Annotated in this window: 17 protein-coding genes, 2 rRNA genes and 1 other RNA gene; 15 read left to right on the top strand and 5 right to left on the bottom strand. The window is 41.6% G+C overall.

Features of this window, described 5'->3' with window-relative positions:
* Positions 1-71 precede the first annotated feature (71 nt).
* The gene (gene dapB / locus IGI68_RS01130) at positions 72-836 is read right to left on the bottom strand and encodes a 4-hydroxy-tetrahydrodipicolinate reductase (protein ID WP_438729650.1); all 765 of its coding nucleotides are present in this window, start codon (positions 834-836) and stop codon (positions 72-74) included.
* 11 nt (positions 837-847) lie between these two features.
* Positions 848-1,729: a 4-hydroxy-tetrahydrodipicolinate synthase gene (gene dapA / locus IGI68_RS01125; protein WP_438729647.1), complete on the bottom strand. Its 882-nt coding sequence runs from the start codon at positions 1,727-1,729 to the stop codon at positions 848-850.
* A 247-nt stretch (positions 1,730-1,976) separates the two neighbouring features.
* Between dapA and lysA the strand changes: the two genes are divergently transcribed.
* The 9 genes from lysA (at position 1,977) to IGI68_RS01080 (ending at position 8,864) form a co-directional block, all read left to right on the top strand.
* Positions 1,977-3,275 carry a diaminopimelate decarboxylase gene (gene lysA / locus IGI68_RS01120; RefSeq protein WP_438729644.1) on the top strand — a complete coding sequence of 433 codons (1,299 nt, stop codon included), beginning with the start codon at positions 1,977-1,979 and terminating at the stop codon, positions 3,273-3,275.
* Between the two features lie 81 nt (positions 3,276-3,356).
* A complete protein-coding gene (locus IGI68_RS01115) occupies positions 3,357-4,067 on the top strand; it encodes a zinc metallopeptidase (RefSeq protein WP_438733176.1) in 711 nt (236 codons plus the stop codon).
* A 105-nt stretch (positions 4,068-4,172) separates the two neighbouring features.
* Entirely contained in the window at positions 4,173-4,508 is a 336-nt protein-coding gene (locus IGI68_RS01110; RefSeq protein ID WP_071874794.1) for a hypothetical protein, read from the top strand.
* Between the two features lie 72 nt (positions 4,509-4,580).
* On the top strand, positions 4,581-5,105 hold the full coding sequence (gene tadA, locus IGI68_RS01105) for a tRNA adenosine(34) deaminase TadA (RefSeq protein WP_071874795.1): 525 nt from the start codon (positions 4,581-4,583) through the stop codon (positions 5,103-5,105).
* A gap of 40 nt (positions 5,106-5,145) precedes the next feature.
* Positions 5,146-5,230: signal recognition particle sRNA small type (gene ffs / locus IGI68_RS01100), an RNA gene on the top strand.
* 191 nt (positions 5,231-5,421) lie between these two features.
* Complete coding sequence (locus tag IGI68_RS01095) at positions 5,422-6,810, top strand: bifunctional metallophosphatase/5'-nucleotidase (protein ID WP_438729639.1); 1,389 nt, start codon at positions 5,422-5,424, stop codon at positions 6,808-6,810.
* 68 nt (positions 6,811-6,878) lie between these two features.
* Positions 6,879-7,463: a YutD family protein gene (locus tag IGI68_RS01090; protein WP_438729636.1), complete on the top strand. Its 585-nt coding sequence runs from the start codon at positions 6,879-6,881 to the stop codon at positions 7,461-7,463.
* Positions 7,463-8,227, top strand: a complete 765-nt coding sequence (locus IGI68_RS01085; RefSeq protein WP_438729633.1) for a TIGR01457 family HAD-type hydrolase — start codon at positions 7,463-7,465, stop codon at positions 8,225-8,227. The genes IGI68_RS01090 and IGI68_RS01085 overlap by 1 nt, the downstream gene beginning before the upstream one ends.
* Positions 8,228-8,231: 4 nt before the next feature.
* Positions 8,232-8,864 carry a TIGR01906 family membrane protein gene (locus tag IGI68_RS01080; protein ID WP_438733174.1) on the top strand — a complete coding sequence of 211 codons (633 nt, stop codon included), beginning with the start codon at positions 8,232-8,234 and terminating at the stop codon, positions 8,862-8,864.
* Between the two features lie 50 nt (positions 8,865-8,914).
* On the opposite strand, the gene IGI68_RS01075 is transcribed toward IGI68_RS01080, so the two are convergent.
* Positions 8,915-9,409, bottom strand: a complete 495-nt coding sequence (locus tag IGI68_RS01075) for a phosphatidylglycerophosphatase A family protein (RefSeq protein WP_071874842.1) — start codon at positions 9,407-9,409, stop codon at positions 8,915-8,917.
* Positions 9,410-9,496: 87 nt separating this feature from the next.
* Between IGI68_RS01075 and IGI68_RS01070 the strand changes: the two genes are divergently transcribed.
* A complete protein-coding gene (locus IGI68_RS01070) occupies positions 9,497-9,739 on the top strand; it encodes a DUF1450 domain-containing protein (RefSeq protein ID WP_071874843.1) in 243 nt (80 codons plus the stop codon).
* A 46-nt stretch (positions 9,740-9,785) separates the two neighbouring features.
* Here IGI68_RS01070 and IGI68_RS01065 read toward each other — a convergent pair whose 3' ends face one another.
* Positions 9,786-10,766 (bottom strand): NAD(P)/FAD-dependent oxidoreductase, encoded by a 981-nt coding sequence (locus tag IGI68_RS01065; protein ID WP_438729628.1) that lies wholly within the window; start codon positions 10,764-10,766, stop codon positions 9,786-9,788.
* Between the two features lie 120 nt (positions 10,767-10,886).
* Between IGI68_RS01065 and IGI68_RS01060 the strand changes: the two genes are divergently transcribed.
* On the top strand, positions 10,887-11,477 hold the full coding sequence (locus tag IGI68_RS01060; RefSeq protein ID WP_071874845.1) for a peptidylprolyl isomerase: 591 nt from the start codon (positions 10,887-10,889) through the stop codon (positions 11,475-11,477).
* A 73-nt stretch (positions 11,478-11,550) separates the two neighbouring features.
* Here IGI68_RS01060 and IGI68_RS01055 read toward each other — a convergent pair whose 3' ends face one another.
* Positions 11,551-12,726 carry a MalY/PatB family protein gene (locus IGI68_RS01055; protein WP_438729624.1) on the bottom strand — a complete coding sequence of 392 codons (1,176 nt, stop codon included), beginning with the start codon at positions 12,724-12,726 and terminating at the stop codon, positions 11,551-11,553.
* Between the two features lie 85 nt (positions 12,727-12,811).
* Between IGI68_RS01055 and IGI68_RS01050 the strand changes: the two genes are divergently transcribed.
* The 4 genes from IGI68_RS01050 (at position 12,812) to IGI68_RS01035 (ending at position 18,850) form a co-directional block, all read left to right on the top strand.
* Positions 12,812-13,198, top strand: a complete 387-nt coding sequence (locus IGI68_RS01050) for a CvfD/Ygs/GSP13 family RNA-binding post-transcriptional regulator (protein ID WP_438729621.1) — start codon at positions 12,812-12,814, stop codon at positions 13,196-13,198.
* 55 nt (positions 13,199-13,253) lie between these two features.
* On the top strand, positions 13,254-13,619 hold the full coding sequence (locus IGI68_RS01045) for a hypothetical protein (RefSeq protein WP_071874847.1): 366 nt from the start codon (positions 13,254-13,256) through the stop codon (positions 13,617-13,619).
* A gap of 481 nt (positions 13,620-14,100) precedes the next feature.
* Positions 14,101-15,658, top strand: a 16S ribosomal RNA gene (locus tag IGI68_RS01040).
* A gap of 277 nt (positions 15,659-15,935) precedes the next feature.
* Positions 15,936-18,850 (top strand): 23S ribosomal RNA (locus tag IGI68_RS01035).
* The 16S and 23S rRNA genes sit together here, the layout of an rRNA operon.
* Positions 18,851-18,924: the final 74 nt, after the last annotated feature.

Genomic DNA, 18,924 nt, shown 5'->3' with positions numbered 1-18,924 from the left:
CTTTTTGATCATCATCCAAATGAACGGATGATGGCTATTTCGAATGAAGCGCTAGTCTGACGCTTTTGTGATCAAACAAGTGTTTCGCTTAATAACTCATTCATTGAATAAAAGCCTGCAGGTTGGCCAACTAAAAATAAACCTGCTTTTAATGCACCGTTAGCAAAAATCGTTCGCGATAATGCGGTATGTTTGAGTTCAATCAATTCGTCTTCCCCTGCGAAAATTACCGTATGTTCACCAGGGATCGAACCGCCACGAACGGCGTGAATCCCAATTTCACTCATCGCATTTTCATTTTCATTACCTGTGCGACCGTGAATATAGTCTTTTTTGTGGGCTAAAACGTCATTGATTGAATCGGCTAATAATAAGGCCGTTCCACTTGGAGCATCTTTTTTATTGCGATGATGCTTTTCGATTATTTCGATTTGAAAGTCTTCTTCTAAAATCGGTGCGATACTTTGTAACGCTTTGATCAGGGCATTTACCCCTAAAGACATATTGGCAGAGTAGAAAATAGGAATCTCTGTCCCGGCTTCTTTGATTCTAGCAATTATTTCTACTGACAATCCGGTTGTCGCAATGACTACCGGTAATTGTTGCGATACACAATAATCGACCACTTGATTGGTCATGGAATGGTGTGAAAAATCAATCACTAAATCGATGTTTTCTTGAACGTCAGTCAGCTCTTGATAGATTGGAAAAGTGGTAGTTTCTCCGGGGTGTCGGTCAATTCCTGCAACTAATTCTAATTGTGGGTGTTGCTGGATCGCTGCTTGGACAACACGTCCCATTTGGCCGTTACAACCAATCAGCAAAACTTTTTTCATGTCGTTTCCTCCTATAATAAGCCGTATGCGGTCATTTCTTTTTGAAGATTCGCCAAGGTCTCATCTTCCGGTTGTCCTAGTGGCAAGCGGTAGTTTGTTTCAATTCCTTTTAATAAACCGACTGCTTTTTTGACTGGTACTGGATTTACTTCGGAGAAAATCACCTGAATTAAGGGGATTTGGGCCAACTGAATTTCTTTGGCTGCCTCAAGCTCGCCGGCAAAATAATGATGAATCATTTGAGAAGTTTGTTTTGGCGCGATGTTACCGATCGTCGAAATCACACCACTCCCACCTACTGAAAGCATTGGTAAGACTTGGTCGTCGTTTCCAGAATACAAAGCAAAGTCTTCGTCTACAAGACGAGCCATCGCCACAATTTGGGAGATGTCGCCACTCGCTTCTTTAATCCCTTTAATATTGGGAATTTTTTTAAGTTCGGTTACCATCTCTACGGTTAAATTGAGTGCCGTCCGCGATGGCACAGAATAAAGAATAACGGGTAAGTTCACTTGCGAGCAAATCGCTTCATAGTGGGCTACTAAGCTTTTCTTCGTTGCTTTATTATAATAAGGCGTCACAATTAATAAGCCGTCGACCCCTAATTTTTCAGCTTCAACCGATAAAAAAATACCATGTTTCGTGTCGTTTGATCCCGTACCCGCGATTACTGGGATGCGTCCGTTGACTTGTTTGACCACGGTATCAATCACCGCTAAATGTTCTTCATCCACTAAAGTTGAGGCTTCACCAGTTGTTCCGCAAGCAATAATCGCGTCACTTCCTTCTTGTACATGCCACTCAGCGAGTTCTTTTAATTGTTCGTAATCCACCGAACCGTCTTCTTTCATTGGAGTAATTAACGCTACTCCAGAACCTTTAAATATCGTCAAAATTTACACGTCCCTTCAAATAAATAAAAAGTATCTTCTTCAAAAAAATATCGCAAAATGCTTGATAAATGGAGCGATATAGCATAGATTATTAAAATGATAACGATAATATTAGAATAATTCAAGAGTATTCTAATAAATAGATGAAAAAATCATGAACATCTTTCGGGAATCTGATCATCAGAGTCCTATTATTCGAAAAAAGAGATGAGATATCAAAATTTATAATAAGTTGGGAGAAATAAAAATGATCAAAACAATCAAAAATAATCATCTGTATTGGGATGGCTGCGATACTGTTGAATTAGCGAAAGAATACGGAACGCCGTTGTATGTTGTTTCAGAATCCGCAATTGTAAAGGAATGCCAAGCATTACAGCAAGATTTTATTCAAAAATATGAGAATGTTCGTGTCGCCTATGCTTCAAAGGCGTTTAATACCCTCGCTATGATTAAAATCATTGAACGAGAAGGACTGTGTTTAGATGTTGTCAGTGGTGGGGAACTCTATACGGCGATTCAAGCCAATTACCCGGCTGAAAAAATTGAATTTAATGGCAATAACAAATCGCTCGAAGAATTAGAAATGGCCCTAGAGTATGGCGTTGGACGCATCATCGTCGATAGCTTGCAAGAATTACACTGGTTGATTGCTTTATGTAAACAAAAACAAACGGTGGCTAAAGTGATGTTCCGCATTACCCCCGAGGTCGAAGTGGCGACCCATGATTTTATTTCGACCGGACAAAAAGATTCGAAATTTGGGATTCCCTTGGAAGAACATATTTTGTTTGCTCTGATTCAACAAGCGATTGAAGCTCCTGAGATTGATTTTTATGGTCTCCATTTTCATATTGGGAGTCAACTGGATACGAATGAAACGCATTTACTTGCGGCCGAAACAGCGTTGAAACTCGTTCTAACGATCAAAGAAAAATTTGCGTATGACATTCGAGAACTCAATTACGGTGGCGGCTTTGGGGTTCGTTATGTGGAAGAAGATATTCGCCAACCGTATCGCTACTTTTTAGATCCTTTAATGGCATTGACAGAAAACTTTTGTCAGACCCATCAGTTACGTCGTCCAACGATCGTGATTGAACCAGGTCGTAGTTTAATTGCGGAAGCGGGTATCACATTGCACCGGATTGGAAGCATCAAGGAAGTTCCTGGTATTCGTAAGTACGTGGCGATTGATGGCGGGATGACCGATAATATTCGTCCAGGGTTGTATCAAGCAAACTATACTGGAGTATTAGCGAACAAAGCGTCAGAAAAAGCCACAGAAATCGTGACAATCGCAGGAAAAGCTTGCGAGAGTACCGATATTCTCGTTAAAGATCTTGCCCTACCAAAAGTCGAAACCGATGATCTATTTGCGACTTTTTCAACCGGGGCTTACGGATATGCGATGGCGAGTAACTATAATAAGCTCTTGATACCGGCTGTTGTCTTGGTGAAAGACGGTCAAGCAGACGTGATTGTCAAACGTCAATCTTATCAACAATTGTTACAAAATGAAGTGCTTCCGAGTCATTTGCACTAAACGACTTTATTATTTCAAACTTCATTCTTTTGTCATATAATGAAGGTATAATAGAAATTAGGAGGAGGAATCGCCAATATGATGTACGGTTATGGATTATTTTTTGATTCAACGTTTATTTTAGTCATTATCGGAATGGTTATTTCGATGGCGGCATCAGCTTATGTCAAAAGTACCTTTAACAAATATGATAAGATACTGAGTAAAAATCAAGTGACGGGTACGCGAGCCGCACAATTTATTTTAGAAAAACAAGGCATTCATGATGTCGGGGTGCAAGGGATTTCCGGAAATTTGACGGATAATTACAACTCTCGCACGAAAATATTGAGTTTATCCCAATCAACTGCTCAATCGACTTCCGTAGCAGCGATTGGTGTCGCTGCCCATGAGTGTGGACATGCCGTTCAAGATGCTGTTGGTTATAGCCCGTTAAAATTGCGTGCTGCGATTGTGCCGGTAGCAAATATCGGTTCTAGTTTAGCGATGCCGTTAATTTTAATTGGATTGTTAATTAGCGGGGATAGTGGCAGTATGATTATTAATTTAGGGTTATTGGCATTTTCAATGGCTTTTCTCTTTCAATTAGTCACGTTGCCGGTTGAATTTAATGCTTCAAGAAGAGCACTCACTATTTTGAGTGAGGGTGGTCTGTTAACGAAAGAAGAAGTTCCAATGGCTAGACGGGTCTTGTTCGCAGCGGCACTGACGTATGTTGCCGCAGCAATTGCGACGTTGTTACAACTTGTACGCTTAATTATTTTATTTGGAAATAATAATCGCCGTCAGTAAAGAATCATTTGATACGCAGGAAAAGAACGTTGGGGTCTATCGGTATTCTTATTGTGATAATCATGTTATCATGGTAGTAGATTAATTAAAGGAGCTGATTTTTAAATGAAAACATCAACAAAAGTTACAGTAGGTTTAAGTGTTGCTGCTATTGCGGGAATTGCGACAACTGTGATTGTGACTGATCAGGTCGTTAAAAAAGTTCTTCAGTTATCCAATCGCCGTAAAGTTAAAAATTTTGTGAAAGTAAAACTTAAAGGCAATGAAAAATTACTTGATCTCGTAGATCATCTTGACGATGACGATATTTCAAACCTGATCAAAACAGGTGAGAAAATCGGCAAAAGTTATGATCGTGTGACTCATTATGGTGAGAATGTCAAAGAAAATACCGTTCAAGCGAAAGAAAAATTGACGGATATTGTGACATCAATCTTTTAAATCGTGTAAAATAAGGTGCAGAGTCGAGATACTCTCGCCTTATTTTTTTATGAATTTTTTTGAGGTGGAAAAGTGGAAAAGAAAAGTACGTTAACAAACGAAGAAAAAGAAACCTTTATGCGAGCAGCGATAGAAGAAGCCAAAAAAGCACAGGCACTTGATGAAGTCCCCATTGGTGCGGTGGTTGTTTGGAATAAAAAAATCATTGGTCGTGGTTATAATTTACGTGAAACGACCCAAGATGCGACGACGCATGCCGAAATGATGGCGATTCAAGAAGCGTGTAGGCAAGTCAATAATTTTCGTTTGGAAGAGGCGCAGCTATTTGTGACTTTGGAACCTTGTCCGATGTGTAGTGGCGCGATTTTACTTTCGCGAATTGAAGAAGTTTATTTTGGCGCCTATGATCCAAAAGCAGGAGCTGCAGGCAGTTTGATGAATCTGCTTGAGGACCAACGGTTTAATCATTGGTGTTATCTTGAATCTCGCATCTTACAAGAAGAATGCGGGCAGTTGCTTACGACTTTTTTCCGTGAATTACGCCAACGAAAAAAAGAAGAAAAAGCAAAAAGAAAAGAAAATAACAAAAAAGACTAGCACTCAATCTGAAAATGAGGTATACTAAGTTTTGCCGAAAGGCTAGGACAATGGGGACGTTGTGAAGCGTGTCAGATCTGGAAGGAAGCAGCACTAAGCAGCGGTTCTCATGTGTCTGAATAAATAAAATAATACGTCAAAACCTAAGAGGAAGAATCTTAGGTTTTTTTTTGAGCAATTCACAGCTTTCAAAAGCACGAAAAGTGGCTGGATTTGCCCATATATCGGAATCATTTCCGTTATTTTCTGAGATTTTCTAGTGTTATCTTGTTTCCATTCACAGTATAATGAAACTAAGAAAGGACCGGTGGAAAAAATGGAGCAAATTCGGATTATCCATACGAATGATCTGCATTCTCACTTAGATAAATGGCCCAAAATCCGCCGTTTTATAAAAGAGCGCCAACAACCGGCTGAGAATGAAAGGATTATAACCGTTGATTTAGGTGATTTCGCGGATCGTTGGCATCCATTAACGGAAGCAAGTGATGGAAAAGAAAATGTCGTTTTAATGAACCAAGTCGACTATGATTATGTCACGATTGGTAACAATGAAGGTACTGGAAATAGTAAAGTAAAACTGGACCGTTTGTATGAGGATGCTCAATTTGAGGTTCTTTTAGCAAATCTCTTTGATAAATCAACGTTACAACGACCAAAGTGGGTAAAACCCTATGCAATCAAGACGACCCCCGAGGGAACAAAAGTGGGAATCATTGCATTGACAGCCTATTTTCCATTGACATACGAACCAAATGGCTGGGATATTCGTACTTGGCAAGAAATTCTTCCCCATTTAGTGGCGACTTTACGACCACAAGTCGACGTTTTGGTCTTACTGAGTCACCTTGGAATTGAAGAGGATCGAGTCATCGCCCAAGAATGTTCGGAACTGGATGTGATTATCGGTTCGCATACGCATCATCTTTTTCAAAAAGGAGAGCGGATGAATGGCGTGCTCGTCGCAGCTGCCGGAAAATTTGGGTTATACGTGGGAGAAGTCGTGATTCAACTGGCGCAACAAAACGGTGTCCGAACAATCACGCACAAAGAAGCGCGCACCTTTGAAACGGATCAAATGTTAAGTTTCCCCGAAGATCAAGCGGAGATTGACAGTTATGTTAAGAAAGGTCAAGCGACGTTACGTGCATCAGTGGTCACAACAATTGAACAACCGTTACCCATCAAGCAAGCCGATGGTCCAAATCTCATCGATGAAGCACTGGAAGCGTTGAAATCCCGAGCGAAAACAGAAGTGGCACTTTTAAACACCGGGTTATTTTTACGTCCCTTACAAGCAGGGGTTGTGACGCAAGAAGACTTGCATCAACTCTTGCCGCATCCGATGCATCTCGTTCGCGTGACATTAACCGGGCAGGAGATGAACCGCTTTGTGAAAGAAATCGAAAAAAATCGCAGCTTTTTACGCCGATTTCCGATTGTGGGAATGGGATTTCGAGGCAAAATTTTTGGCGATATCGTAATGGCGGGCATTCATTATGATGAGATAAATGATACGGTATTATGGCAAGGAAAAGCACTTGAAGAAGCGCAAGAATATACTTTTGCGACGGTTGATCATTGGGTCTTTATTCCTTTTTTCCCGACTTTAGAAATTGCTGGGGAAATTGAATTCTTATTTCCTGAATTTATTCGGACGGTATTAGGGAATTATTTAAACCAGAAGAATCAAATATGCGAGTGAGATAGATCTTCTGCAGAACTACCCAAGGAATCAAAAACAAGGTATAATAAAACGTAGGTGGTGAAAAGATGAGCGGAAAACAAAAAGACTTGACTGGAGAACTAACAGCTGTTTTAGAAGAAATTATTGAAGAACCGGTTGTGAAAGAAACAAAAAAAGGGGAAGCAGTCATTGCGTTGAGTGAAACAGAAATAATGATTGGCAATCGTCTATATAAAGTCGTGACCAATTATCGAGACGGTTTTGTTCTGGAAAAAATCGGGGAACGCTATAGTGAAGTATTAGCTCGCTATGATTATATTGTGGGTGATTGGGGCTATGAGCAATTGCGTCTACGTGGATTCTTTGAGGCGAGTAATCGTAAAGCACCTCCTGAACAGCGCATTGATGCGTTAGAAGATTATTTATATGAATATTGTAATTTTGGTTGTGCGTATTTTGTGATTCAACGAGTTGGTGGTAAGCGTGAAAAGACCAATCAACGCCGCCGCAAACCAAAAGCTGTTAATAAACAAGCACATATTGAAGAAAAAAAAGAAGTCGTAAAACCAACCAAAACAAAAGTGAAACCCAAATCGAAACAAATAAAGGCAGCTGTTAGCGAAAAAAAAGAAAAAACTAAGAGTTTTACGATAAGGAAAAGAGAAGATTGATGACATATAATGGGTATTTAATTGATTTAGATGGCACGATTTATTTGGGGTCAGAAATTATTCCTGCGGGTAAACGGTTTGTTGAAAACTTGCAAAAAAAAGATATTCCTTTTTTATTTGTAACTAACAATACCACCAAAACACCCGAAACGGTTGCCATGCGTTTGCGAGAAGAATTTTCTTTAACTGTCGAACCAACCACGATTTATACGGCGGCTTTGGCAACGGTTGATTATATGAAAGATGCCAAAAAAGGATCAAAAGTCTATGTCGTTGGTGAGGCGGGCTTGATTCAATTAATTTTAAAAGCAGGGTTTATTTGGGAAGAAAAACAGCCAGATTATGTGGTAGTGGGTCTTGATTCCGAAGTGACGTATGAGAAATTAATGAAAGCCACTCTAGCAATTCGTGAAGGTGCAATGTTTATTGGGACGAATCCAGATAAAAATATCCCGACGGAAAAAGGTCTGATTCCTGGTGCAGGTTCGTTGATTGCCTTAATTGAGACCGCAACGCAGCAAAAACCTGTTTTTATCGGTAAGCCAGAAGCGATTATTATGGAAAAAGCACTCGATCAAATCCAGTTGGAAAAGTCAGAAGTGTTAATGGTCGGAGATAATTACGAAACGGATATTCAATCGGGCATTAAAAATGGGATTGATTCGTTGTTAGTGCTATCCGGCTTTACGCCAAAAGAGGCGGTCCCACACTTGCCAGAAGCGCCGACGTATATTATTGATAGTCTAGACGAATGGATGTTTTAGCATGATGAAATCAAAAGAGAAATGGTTCGAAAGAGGCGGTTTTTTAAGTTTATTTTTAACATTGATTACATTTTCGATTACCGTGACGATTAATTTTGTTCCTCTTTTTAGCTGGAGTATTCAACGCTATGACTTAGTTGAAATTTCCGGTTTAACAAAAGAAACACTGTTAGAAAACTATCGTCTGTTATTGCGCTTCTTGAATTATCCGTGGGTTAGCGAATTGAAGTTACCGGATTTTCCGATGTCAGAAGCAGGTCTAGGTCATTTTTATGATGTGAAACAATTGTTTTTATTGAATTACGGGATATTGATTGTGACGTTGTTACCAAGTCTGTTCTTTCTATACTCCTTAGTCAAAAAGCAACGGTTATGGCGACTTGTTCGTCCTTTTCAGTGGGCGATGATTCTTCCTGTAGGCTTGCTGTTTGTGATGGCGATTGGCTTTGAGACATTCTTTATAAAATTCCACGAACTGTTTTTTAGTAACGATGATTGGTTATTTAATCCAGTAACCGATCCGATTATTACGGTCTTACCGGAACAATTTTTTATGTGGTGTTTTATTTTATTCTTTGTCATTCTAGAAAGTCTCTTTGCACTGGGCTTAATCATGGGAAAAAAATCATTAAAATAAAAAAGGAAGGAATCGTTGGTCGACTCCTCCTTTTTTATTTTTCTTGACGATTAAATTTCAGAAGAATAACTATGTGCTAGGCGACTAGCAGCAGCTGCAGCAATCGCGCCAACAATATCATCTAAAAAGGTATGGACACGCGGGCCACCTTTTTCATTAAGCCTTTGTAAAATACCAGGTTTTACTTTATCGATGTACCCGTAATTGGTGAAGCCAATTGAACCATAAACGTTGACAATCGAAAGGGCTAGTACTTCGTCAATGCCGTAAAGACCTTCATCGCCTTCGACAATACTTTGTAACGGTTGAAGGAGTTTGTCTTCTTCGGCTAAAATATCGAGTTGAATCCCTGTTAAAATTGTATTATGGACTTCTCGCTTCGTTAACACCGCATTGACACTATCAACGCAGGTTTCTAATGTCAATTCCGGGATATATTCTTTTTGTAAAAAGATCACTAATTCCGCGATATCAACGACGGAAACACCGCGATCCCCTAATAATTGCCGCGCTTTTGCTTCGAGTGTTTTTGTTTCGAATACCATAAAAAAACCTCCAATCAAATATTTTTTCGCCTTTACTATTTCATGGTATACTATTTCTAGCGTTCAAGCAAAGGAAAGTGATGAAAAATGTTTCCCCTCGTAGAATTTTGTCAAACGAACTTATCTCAAGGTACTCAACTCGTTTTAGAAGCGGTTGAAGCGATGGATGAGGTTGATGTGATGGTTAGTAGTTGCTTAAGTGAATGTCGATTCTGTGAACAACAGCCGTTTTGTTTATTCGAAGGTGAACGATTAGGCGCTAAAGAACCGGAAGAACTACTTGCTTTAATTGAGAAAAATATTCGTGAGTGGCATGAAGAATATAGTTAAAAAAGAACTCTGACTATGTAGTGGTCAGAGTTCTTTTTTAACTATATTAGTGATCAAAGACACTCGTGCTATGCGCAGGTTGTGTCCGATTTTTAGGATTAATATAATGCAAGGCATTATTAACGGCAGTCGGCGCTTCCCCAAAACCGGTTGCAATTAGTTTAACTTTGCCTTCGTACTGGACAATGTCGCCACAAGCATAAACGCCTTCCATCGAAGTACGCATATCTGAATGAACCGCAATTCCTTGACGCGTACTATTTAAGCCCCATTCTTTTAAGTTTAATGTGGAAGAAAAGCCGTAATTAACGATGAGATAATCAATGCTTAAGTCAATCGTTTCTTCTTCTTTCACTTTTTGTAAATGGATAGCATCTAGTGTGCGATCGCCTGAAATTTCGGTTAATAAATACGGTGTTAAGACATTGACAGATGATTTCTTTAAAAGTTCGACGCTGTGTTCATGCGCACGAAAATCTGGTCGACGATGGATGAGGGTCACTTCTTTGGCAATTGGTTCTAACATTAAGGCCCAGTCAATCGCGGAATCGCCGCCACCGGCAATCGCCACTTTTTTTCCTGCGTATTTCATAAGGTCAGATACATAATAATCAATGCCATAACCTTCGTACATTTCGGCATTTTCTAAGGCTAATTTTCGCGGTTGGAAAGAGCCATTTCCTAACGCAAGAATCACAGCGCGTGAGTAGTGTACTCGCTGATTGGTCGTGATTTCGATAACACCATCTTCTTGACGTTCGATTTTTAAGACTTCTTCTTCTAAACAATAGCGTTGGTTAAAGGTCGTGATCTGTTTTTTCAGATTTTGGACCAGTTCTCCAGCTTTAATTTTAGGGTAGCCTGGGATGTCGTAAATATATTTTTCAGGATACAAAGTTGCTAACTGCCCACCAAGTTGTGGCAAAGTATCAATAATCTTTGTTTTAGCCTGGCGCATTCCCGCGTAAAAGGCTGCAAACATCCCTGCTGGACCAGCCCCAATAATCGTAATATCATAAATGTCCATTGTGTTCCTCCTTAAATTCGCAATCACTTTGCGATATATTATAACAAAGAAATTAAAGTGTAGCATTTTTATTGTTTTTTAGCTATGATATGAATATAAAAATAGAAGGAGGAGATTTTTTTGTCTCAATTGCCACAAATCGATTTAGCCAGTCAAAAAGGTCCAAAAGCGTTAATTAAAACCAACCGTGGAGAAATTTTAATTCAATTATTTCCAGAACAAGCACCAAGAACCGTTGAAAATTTTATTGGTCTTGCGAAAAAAGGGTATTATGATGGTGTAATTTTCCACCGCGTTATTCCTGATTTCATGATTCAAGGTGGTGACCCAACAGGTACTGGTATGGGTGGCGAAAGTATTTTTGGTGAAAAATTCGAAGATGAGTTTTCAAAAGAACTCTTTAACTTACGTGGCGCATTGTCAATGGCAAATGCTGGCCCAAATACCAACGGCAGTCAATTCTTTATTGTAAACAACCAAAATGTTCCTGCGAACATGATTAGCCAAATGGCAAGTGCAGGATATCCTGAAGAAATCATTGATGTTTATAAACAAGGCGGTACACCTTGGTTAGATTTCCGTCATAGCGTTTTTGGTCATGTTGCAAAAGGCATGGATGTTGTGGATGAAATTGGTGCTGTTCAAAGAGGCCCACAAGATCGTCCTGTTCATGATGTTGTAATTGAAACTATTGAGATTATTGAAGATTAATCAAACAAAAAAGCTTAGAGCTCGCACAGTGTTGTGAGCTCTAAGCTTTTTTACTTGTTTTAAATCAATGCTCTTACGCTAAACGAAGAAAAGCTTCTTTGATTTGTGTTAAGCCTTTTTTGAGTAGACGATTCGAACAAGCGACATTCATCCGCACATGTTGTTTTCCGTTAGAGCCAAATGTCGCTCCTTTATTTAAAACAACCCCTGCTTCATAAATGAGTTGATGATGTAATTCTTCATCGGTGAGTCCATAAGCAGAAAAATCTAACCAAATCAGATAGGTTCCTTCAGGTTGCATCACGGTTACTTTTGGTAAAGATTCACTAAAAAAAGCACAGGTTTCTTCGACATTCATTTTTAGATAGACTAATAATTCTTCTAACCAATCTTCTGCGTAATCATAGGCAGCTTGTGTTGCGATGATACCAAATGTATTCACTTCATCTTGTCGTGTAACTTGTTGTAGCGACTTGATTTTTTCTCTAAGTTCACGGTTTTTGGCAAAAATCATGGCAAGTTTTATGCCAGCCAGATTAAAAGTTTTCGTAGCTGAAGTCAGAATCACTGAAAATTCAGCGAAACTTTCATCGACGGTTTGAAAAGAAGTAAAATGATTAGGTGCAAGAATAAGATCTTGATGGATTTCGTCACTAATCACTAGCACGTGATGCTTTTGACAAAGAAGCCCCAACTGTTTCAATTCCTCATTTGACCAAACACGGCCACCAGGATTTTGAGGATTACACAGAATGAATAGTTTGATCTGATGGTCGATAATCAGGGTTTCCATCTCGTGTAAATCCATCTCAAACTTACCTTCATGCTTCATCAAAGAAGAACGGATTAATTGTCGATGATTGTTTTCAACCACTTCGGCAAAAGGTGGATAGACCGGATCATGAATTAAAATTGCGTCCCCAGGTCTTGTCAAGGATTCGATACACATGACCAAACTAGGAACGACACCTGAACTAACTAAAATCGCTTCTTTTTGGATGTCATACCCGTGTCGGCGTTTTTGCCAAGAGATAATCGCCTCGTATAAAGAATCGGGTAACAAATGGTACCCATATATTCCTGTAGCCACGTATTTACCGAGCGCTTGTTGAATCGCAGGGGCCACTTGAAAATCCATATCGGCTACCCAAAAAGCAGATAAGTCTCTTACTTGATAATCTTTTTCGAGCGTATCCCACTTGATACTATTCGTCTGTAAGCGGTTATGTAATTGATCGAATTGAGCCATCTTCTTCCTCCTCAAAAATATTTCCTTCATTTTCATCTCACTTACTAGTATAATCAAAAATACAGGAATGAAAAGAGGGATAAAAATGGACTGTAAAATTGGAGATATCGTTGATGGGTATATCACTGGCATTCAACCTTATGGCGCGTTTGTCTCATTAGATGAAGAGACGCAAGGGCTGATTCATGTATCTGAGATTCAATCGGGTTATACAAAAAATATACAAGATGTGTTAAAAATTGGCGAAAAAGTTCAAGTGCAAATTATTGATATTGATGAATATAGTCAAAAAATTAGCCTTTCGAGAAGAACGCTTGAAGGACAGTTTATTCAGACGGGAATTCGCAAAAAAAGATATTTTACAAACAAGTATAAGAAGATTGGCTTTACAACAATCAAGGAAGCGTTACCGTATTGGGTTAAGGAAGCAATGGATGCGCTGCTTGAAAATAAATCCAGAAAAATACAGTAGCATGATGAAAAAAATATGATATGATGAAGCAGTTAGATTAAAACACGAGGTGATAATGTTGAATACAAAAAGAGTTGCTGGGACGGTTATTTTACATTTAGAAGACGGAACAAAACGGTTTTTACTTCACAACTTAGGAAATGAGAAAAAATTTCTATCAGTTGAATTATCTAATGAGCGAACAGGCTTAGCTTGTGTCTTGCAATTATTGAAAGAAAAAGCTCACCTTGATGTTTCAACACTTCAATTAGTCGAACTAACGAGTGGAGTAGAGAACGATCAAAAAATTCCCTTATTTGTTTTTGAAATGTCCGCTAATGATCATTCACAGCAATTGCCTGAAGCTGTTTATTGGGAAAATGCGAAGCAGTTTAGCGAAACGATTCAAGCATTTAAAATTGACGGCATGCCTTTTTTTTAAAAAGGTAGGAATGGCACGATGAAAAAGCGGGTTGTTTATGTTGATTGATCTTAATAGTTGCAATTGAAACAAATAGCTTTCAATCACATTTGAAAACGAAGTCCATAAACTAATGGCTTAGCAGGCTATATGTTGTGTATTCATCTGAATGACACTTTAGTAAAAAAGTGAAAAAAGAAGTTGACAGATAGTGGTATGATTTGTTAAGATGTTCTAGTCGCTGTTTCATAACTAACTTAATTGCTTTATAAATTGAATGAGGTTGTTGAAAAAAGTTTTTAAAAACAGTTGACACTGAAAAGTCAATCTGATATGATATAAAAGTTGCTAACGCGACAACGTAGACCTTTGAAAACTGAACAAAGCAAGCAAAACGAACCAAAAGTGTAGGACACTTCTATTCGATAGAAGTGAACATTACAAGCAAGCAATTTAGCTAGCAAAATTTTTGAGCTTAACAATCGAAAGATTGTTTCAACTTTTTAATGAGAGTTTGATCCTGGCTCAGGACGAACGCTGGCGGCGTGCCTAATACATGCAAGTCGAACGCTTCTTTTTCATCGAACTTCGGTTCACCGGAAAAGAAGAGTGGCGAACGGGTGAGTAACACGTGGGTAACCTACCCATCAGCGGGGGATAACACTTGGAAACAGGTGCTAATACCGCATAATCTTTTTCTCCGCCTGGAGAGGAAGTGAAAGGCGCTTTTGCGTCACTGATGGATGGACCCGCGCTGCATTAGCTAGTTGGTGAGGTAACGGCTCACCAAGGCCACGATGCATAGCCGACCTGAGAGGGTGATCGGCCACACTGGGACTGAGACACGGCCCAGACTCCTACGGGAGGCAGCAGTAGGGAATCTTCGGCAATGGACGAAAGTCTGACCGAGCAACGCCGCGTGAGTGAAGAAGGTTTTCGGATCGTAAAACTCTGTTGTTAGAGAAGAATAAGGATGAGAGTAAAAAGTTCATCCCTTGACGGTATCTAACCAGAAAGCCACGGCTAACTACGTGCCAGCAGCCGCGGTAATACGTAGGTGGCAAGCGTTGTCCGGATTTATTGGGCGTAAAGCGAGCGCAGGCGGTTTCTTAAGTCTGATGTGAAAGCCCCCGGCTTAACCGGGGAGGGTCATTGGAAACTGAGGAACTTGAGTGCAGAAGAGGAGAGTGGAATTCCATGTGTAGCGGTGAAATGCGTAGATATATGGAGGAACACCAGTGGCGAAGGCGACTCTCTGGTCTGTAACTGACGCTGAGGCTCGAAAGCGTGGGGAGCAAACAGGATTAGATACCCTGGTAGTCCACGCCGTAAACGATGAGTGCTAAGTGTTGGAGGGTTTCCGCCCTTCAGTGCTGCAGCTAACGCATTAAGCACTCCGCCTGGGGAGTACGGTCGCAAGACTGAAACTCAAAGGAATTGACGGGGGCCCGCACAAGCGGTGGAGCATGTGGTTTAATTCGAAGCAACGCGAAGAACCTTACCAGGTCTTGACATCCTTTGACCACTCTAGAGATAGAGCTTTCCCTTCGGGGACAAAGTGACAGGTGGTGCATGGTTGTCGTCAGCTCGTGTCGTGAGATGTTGGGTTAAGTCCCGCAACGAGCGCAACCCTTATTGTTAGTTGCCATCATTTAGTTGGGCACTCTAGCGAGACTGCCGGTGACAAACCGGAGGAAGGTGGGGATGACGTCAAATCATCATGCCCCTTATGACCTGGGCTACACACGTGCTACAATGGGAGGTACAACGAGTCGCCAAGCCGCGAGGCTGAGCTAATCTCTTAAAACCTCTCTCAGTTCGGATTGTAGGCTGCAACTCGCCTACATGAAGCCGGAATCGCTAGTAATCGCGGATCAGCATGCCGCGGTGAATACGTTCCCGGGCCTTGTACACACCGCCCGTCACACCACGAAAGTTTGTAACACCCGAAGTCGATGAGGTAACCTTTTTGGAGCCAGTCGCCTAAGGTGGGATAGATGATTGGGGTGAAGTCGTAACAAGGTAGCCGTATCGGAAGGTGCGGCTGGATCACCTCCTTTCTAAGGAATTTGTTTGACGCAATGATGTTTCATCATTTGCCAATCAAACATCACGGAAACTACACATCGTTTGCTCTTTGTTCAGTTTTGAGAGGTCTACTCTCAATTTAATTGTATTTGCTCATTGAAAACTGGATATTGAAGAAAAGAAATATAACAAACCAAGAACATTGTGTTGGATGATTGTTACATGATTCCAATTACTTTATTTATTTTATCTTTGATTGCGTTTCTATCGCTAGAAACAACGTCAAAAACCCAACCGTAAGGTTGAGAAGGTTAAGTGAATAAGGGCGCATGGTGGATGCCTTGGCACTAGAAGCCGATGAAGGACGGGACGAACACCGATATGCTTTGGGGAGCTGTACGTAAGCTTTGATCCAGAGATTTCCGAATGGGGAAACCCAACATCTTTTATAGGATGTTACTTTTCAGTGAATACATAGCTGATTAGAGGTAGACGCAGAGAACTGAAACATCTAAGTACCTGCAGGAAGAGAAAGAAAATTCGATTCCCTTAGTAGCGGCGAGCGAAACGGGAACAGCCCAAACCAACAAGCTTGCTTGTTGGGGTTGTAGGACTCCGATATGGTAGTTTTTTCAGATAGTCGAAGGATTTGGAAAAGTCCGTCAAAGAGGGTAAAAACCCCGTAGACGAAATTTGGAAAGCACCTAGGAAGATCCTGAGTACGGCGGAACACGAGGAATTCCGTCGGAATCCGGGAGGACCATCTCCCAAGGCTAAATACTCTCTAGTGACCGATAGTGAACCAGTACCGTGAGGGAAAGGTGAAAAGCACCCCGGAAGGGGAGTGAAATAGATCCTGAAACCATGTGCCTACAACAAGTTAGAGCCCGTTAATGGGTGATAGCGTGCCTTTTGTAGAATGAACCGGCGAGTTACGATTATCTGCGAGGTTAAGTCGAAGAGACGGAGCCGTAGCGAAAGCGAGTCTGAATAGGGCGAATGAGTAGGTGGTCGTAGACCCGAAACCAAGTGATCTACCCATGTCCAGGTTGAAGGTGCGGTAAAACGCACTGGAGGACCGAACCCACGTATGTTGAAAAATGCGGGGATGAGGTGTGGGTAGCGGAGAAATTCCAAACGAACTTGGAGATAGCTGGTTCTCTCCGAAATAGCTTTAGGGCTAGCGTCAGATTTTAAGAATGATGGAGGTAGAGCACTGTTTGGACTAGGGGCCCGTCTAGGGTTACCGAATTCAGATAAACTCCGAATGCCATACATTTATATCTGGCAGTCAGACTGTGAGTGATAAGATCCATAGTCGAAAGGGAAACAGCCCAGACCACCAGCTAAGGTCCCAAAATATATGTTAAGTGGAAAAGGATGTGGGGTTGCACAGACAACTAGGATGTTGGCTCAGAAGCAGCCATCATTTAAAGAGTGCGTAATAGCTCACTAGTCGAGTGACCCTGCGCCGAAAATTTACCGGGGCTAAACATATTACCGAAGCTGTGGAGTGTACGTATGTACACTGGTAGGAGAGCGTTCTAAGGGCGTCGAAGGTAGACCGTGAGGACTGCTGGAGCGCTTAGAAGTGAGAATGCCGGTATGAGTAGCGAAAGACAGGTGAGAATCCTGTCCACCGTATGACTAAGGTTTCCTGGGGAAGGCTCGTCCGCCCAGGGTTAGTCGGGACCTAAGCCGAGGCCGATAGGCGTAGGCGATGGACAACAGGTTGATATTCCTGTACCCGTTGTTTTTGTTTGAGCGATGGAGGGACGCAGTAGGCTAAGAAATGCAGACGATTGGAAATGTCTGTCCAAGCAATAAGTCCGAGTGAGAGTCAAATGCTTTCATTCATTAAGGACAAGTTGTGATGGGGAGGGAAATTTAAGTACCGAAGTTTCTGATGTCACACTGCCGAGAAAAGCTTCTAGTTAGAAAACAACGGCCCGTACCGTAAACCGACACAGGTAGTCGAGGAGAGTATCCTAAGGTGTGCGAGAGAACTCTCGTTAAGGAACTCGGCAAAATGACCCCGTAACTTCGGGAGAAGGGGTGCTGTTCGCAAGAACAGCCGCAGTGAATAGGCCCAAGCGACTGTTTATCAAAAACACAGGTCTCTGCAAAATCGAAAGATGAAGTATAGGGGCTGACGCCTGCCCGGTGCTGGAAGGTTAAGAGGAGTGCTTAGCGCAAGCGAAGGTACGAATTGAAGCCCCAGTAAACGGCGGCCGTAACTATAACGGTCCTAAGGTAGCGAAATTCCTTGTCGGGTAAGTTCCGACCCGCACGAAAGGCGTAACGATTTGGGCACTGTCTCAACGAGAGACTCGGTGAAATTTTAGTACCTGTGAAGATGCAGGTTACCCGCGACAGGACGGAAAGACCCCATGGAGCTTTACTGTAATTTGATATTGAGTGTCTGTACCGCATGTACAGGATAGGTAGGAGCCGTAGAGATCGGGACGCTAGTTTCGATGGAGGCAATGGTGGGATACTACCCTTGCGTTATGGCCACTCTAACCCGCATCACTAATCGTGATGGGAGACAGTGTCAGATGGGCAGTTTGACTGGGGCGGTCGCCTCCTAAAAGGTAACGGAGGCGCCCAAAGGTTCCCTCAGAATGGTTGGAAATCATTCGTAGAGTGCAAAGGCAAAAGGGAGCTTGACTGCGAGAGCTACAACTCGAGCAGGGACGAAAGTCGGGCTTAGTGATCCGGTGGTTCCGCATGGAAGGGCCATCGCTCAACGGATAAAAGCTACCCTGGGGATAACAGGCTTATCTCCCCCAAGAGTCCACATCGACGGGGAGGTTTGGCACCTCGATGTCGGCTCGTCGCATCCTGGGGCTGTAGTCGGTCCCAAGGGTTGGGCTGTTCGCCCATTAAAGCGGCACGCGAGCTGGGTTCAGAACGTCGTGAGACAGTTCGGTCCCTATCCGTCGCGGGCGTTGGAAATTTGAGAGGAGCTGTCCTTAGTACGAGAGGACCGGGATGGACTTACCGCTGGTGTACCAGTTGTCTCGCCAGAGGCATCGCTGGGTAGCTATGTAGGGAAGGGATAAACGCTGAAAGCATCTAAGTGTGAAGCCCACCTCAAGATGAGATTTCCCATTTCTTTAAGAAAGTAAGATCCCTGAGAGATGATCAGGTAGATAGGTCAGGAGTGGAAGTGCAGCGATGTACGGAGCGGACTGATACTAATCGATCGAGGACTTAACCAAAATGGTAAAATAAAAACTTGGTATGGTACAATGATTTTCTTCAAATCCAGTTTTGAGTGAGCAACACTTACTCA

This window comes from Enterococcus sp. DIV1314a, assembly GCF_051713805.1.
Classification (GTDB): Bacteria; Bacillota; Bacilli; order Lactobacillales; family Enterococcaceae; genus Enterococcus_I; species Enterococcus_I aquimarinus.
Note: the sequence above shows the minus strand (reverse complement) of the source record. Positions and strands in the feature narration are given on the sequence as shown.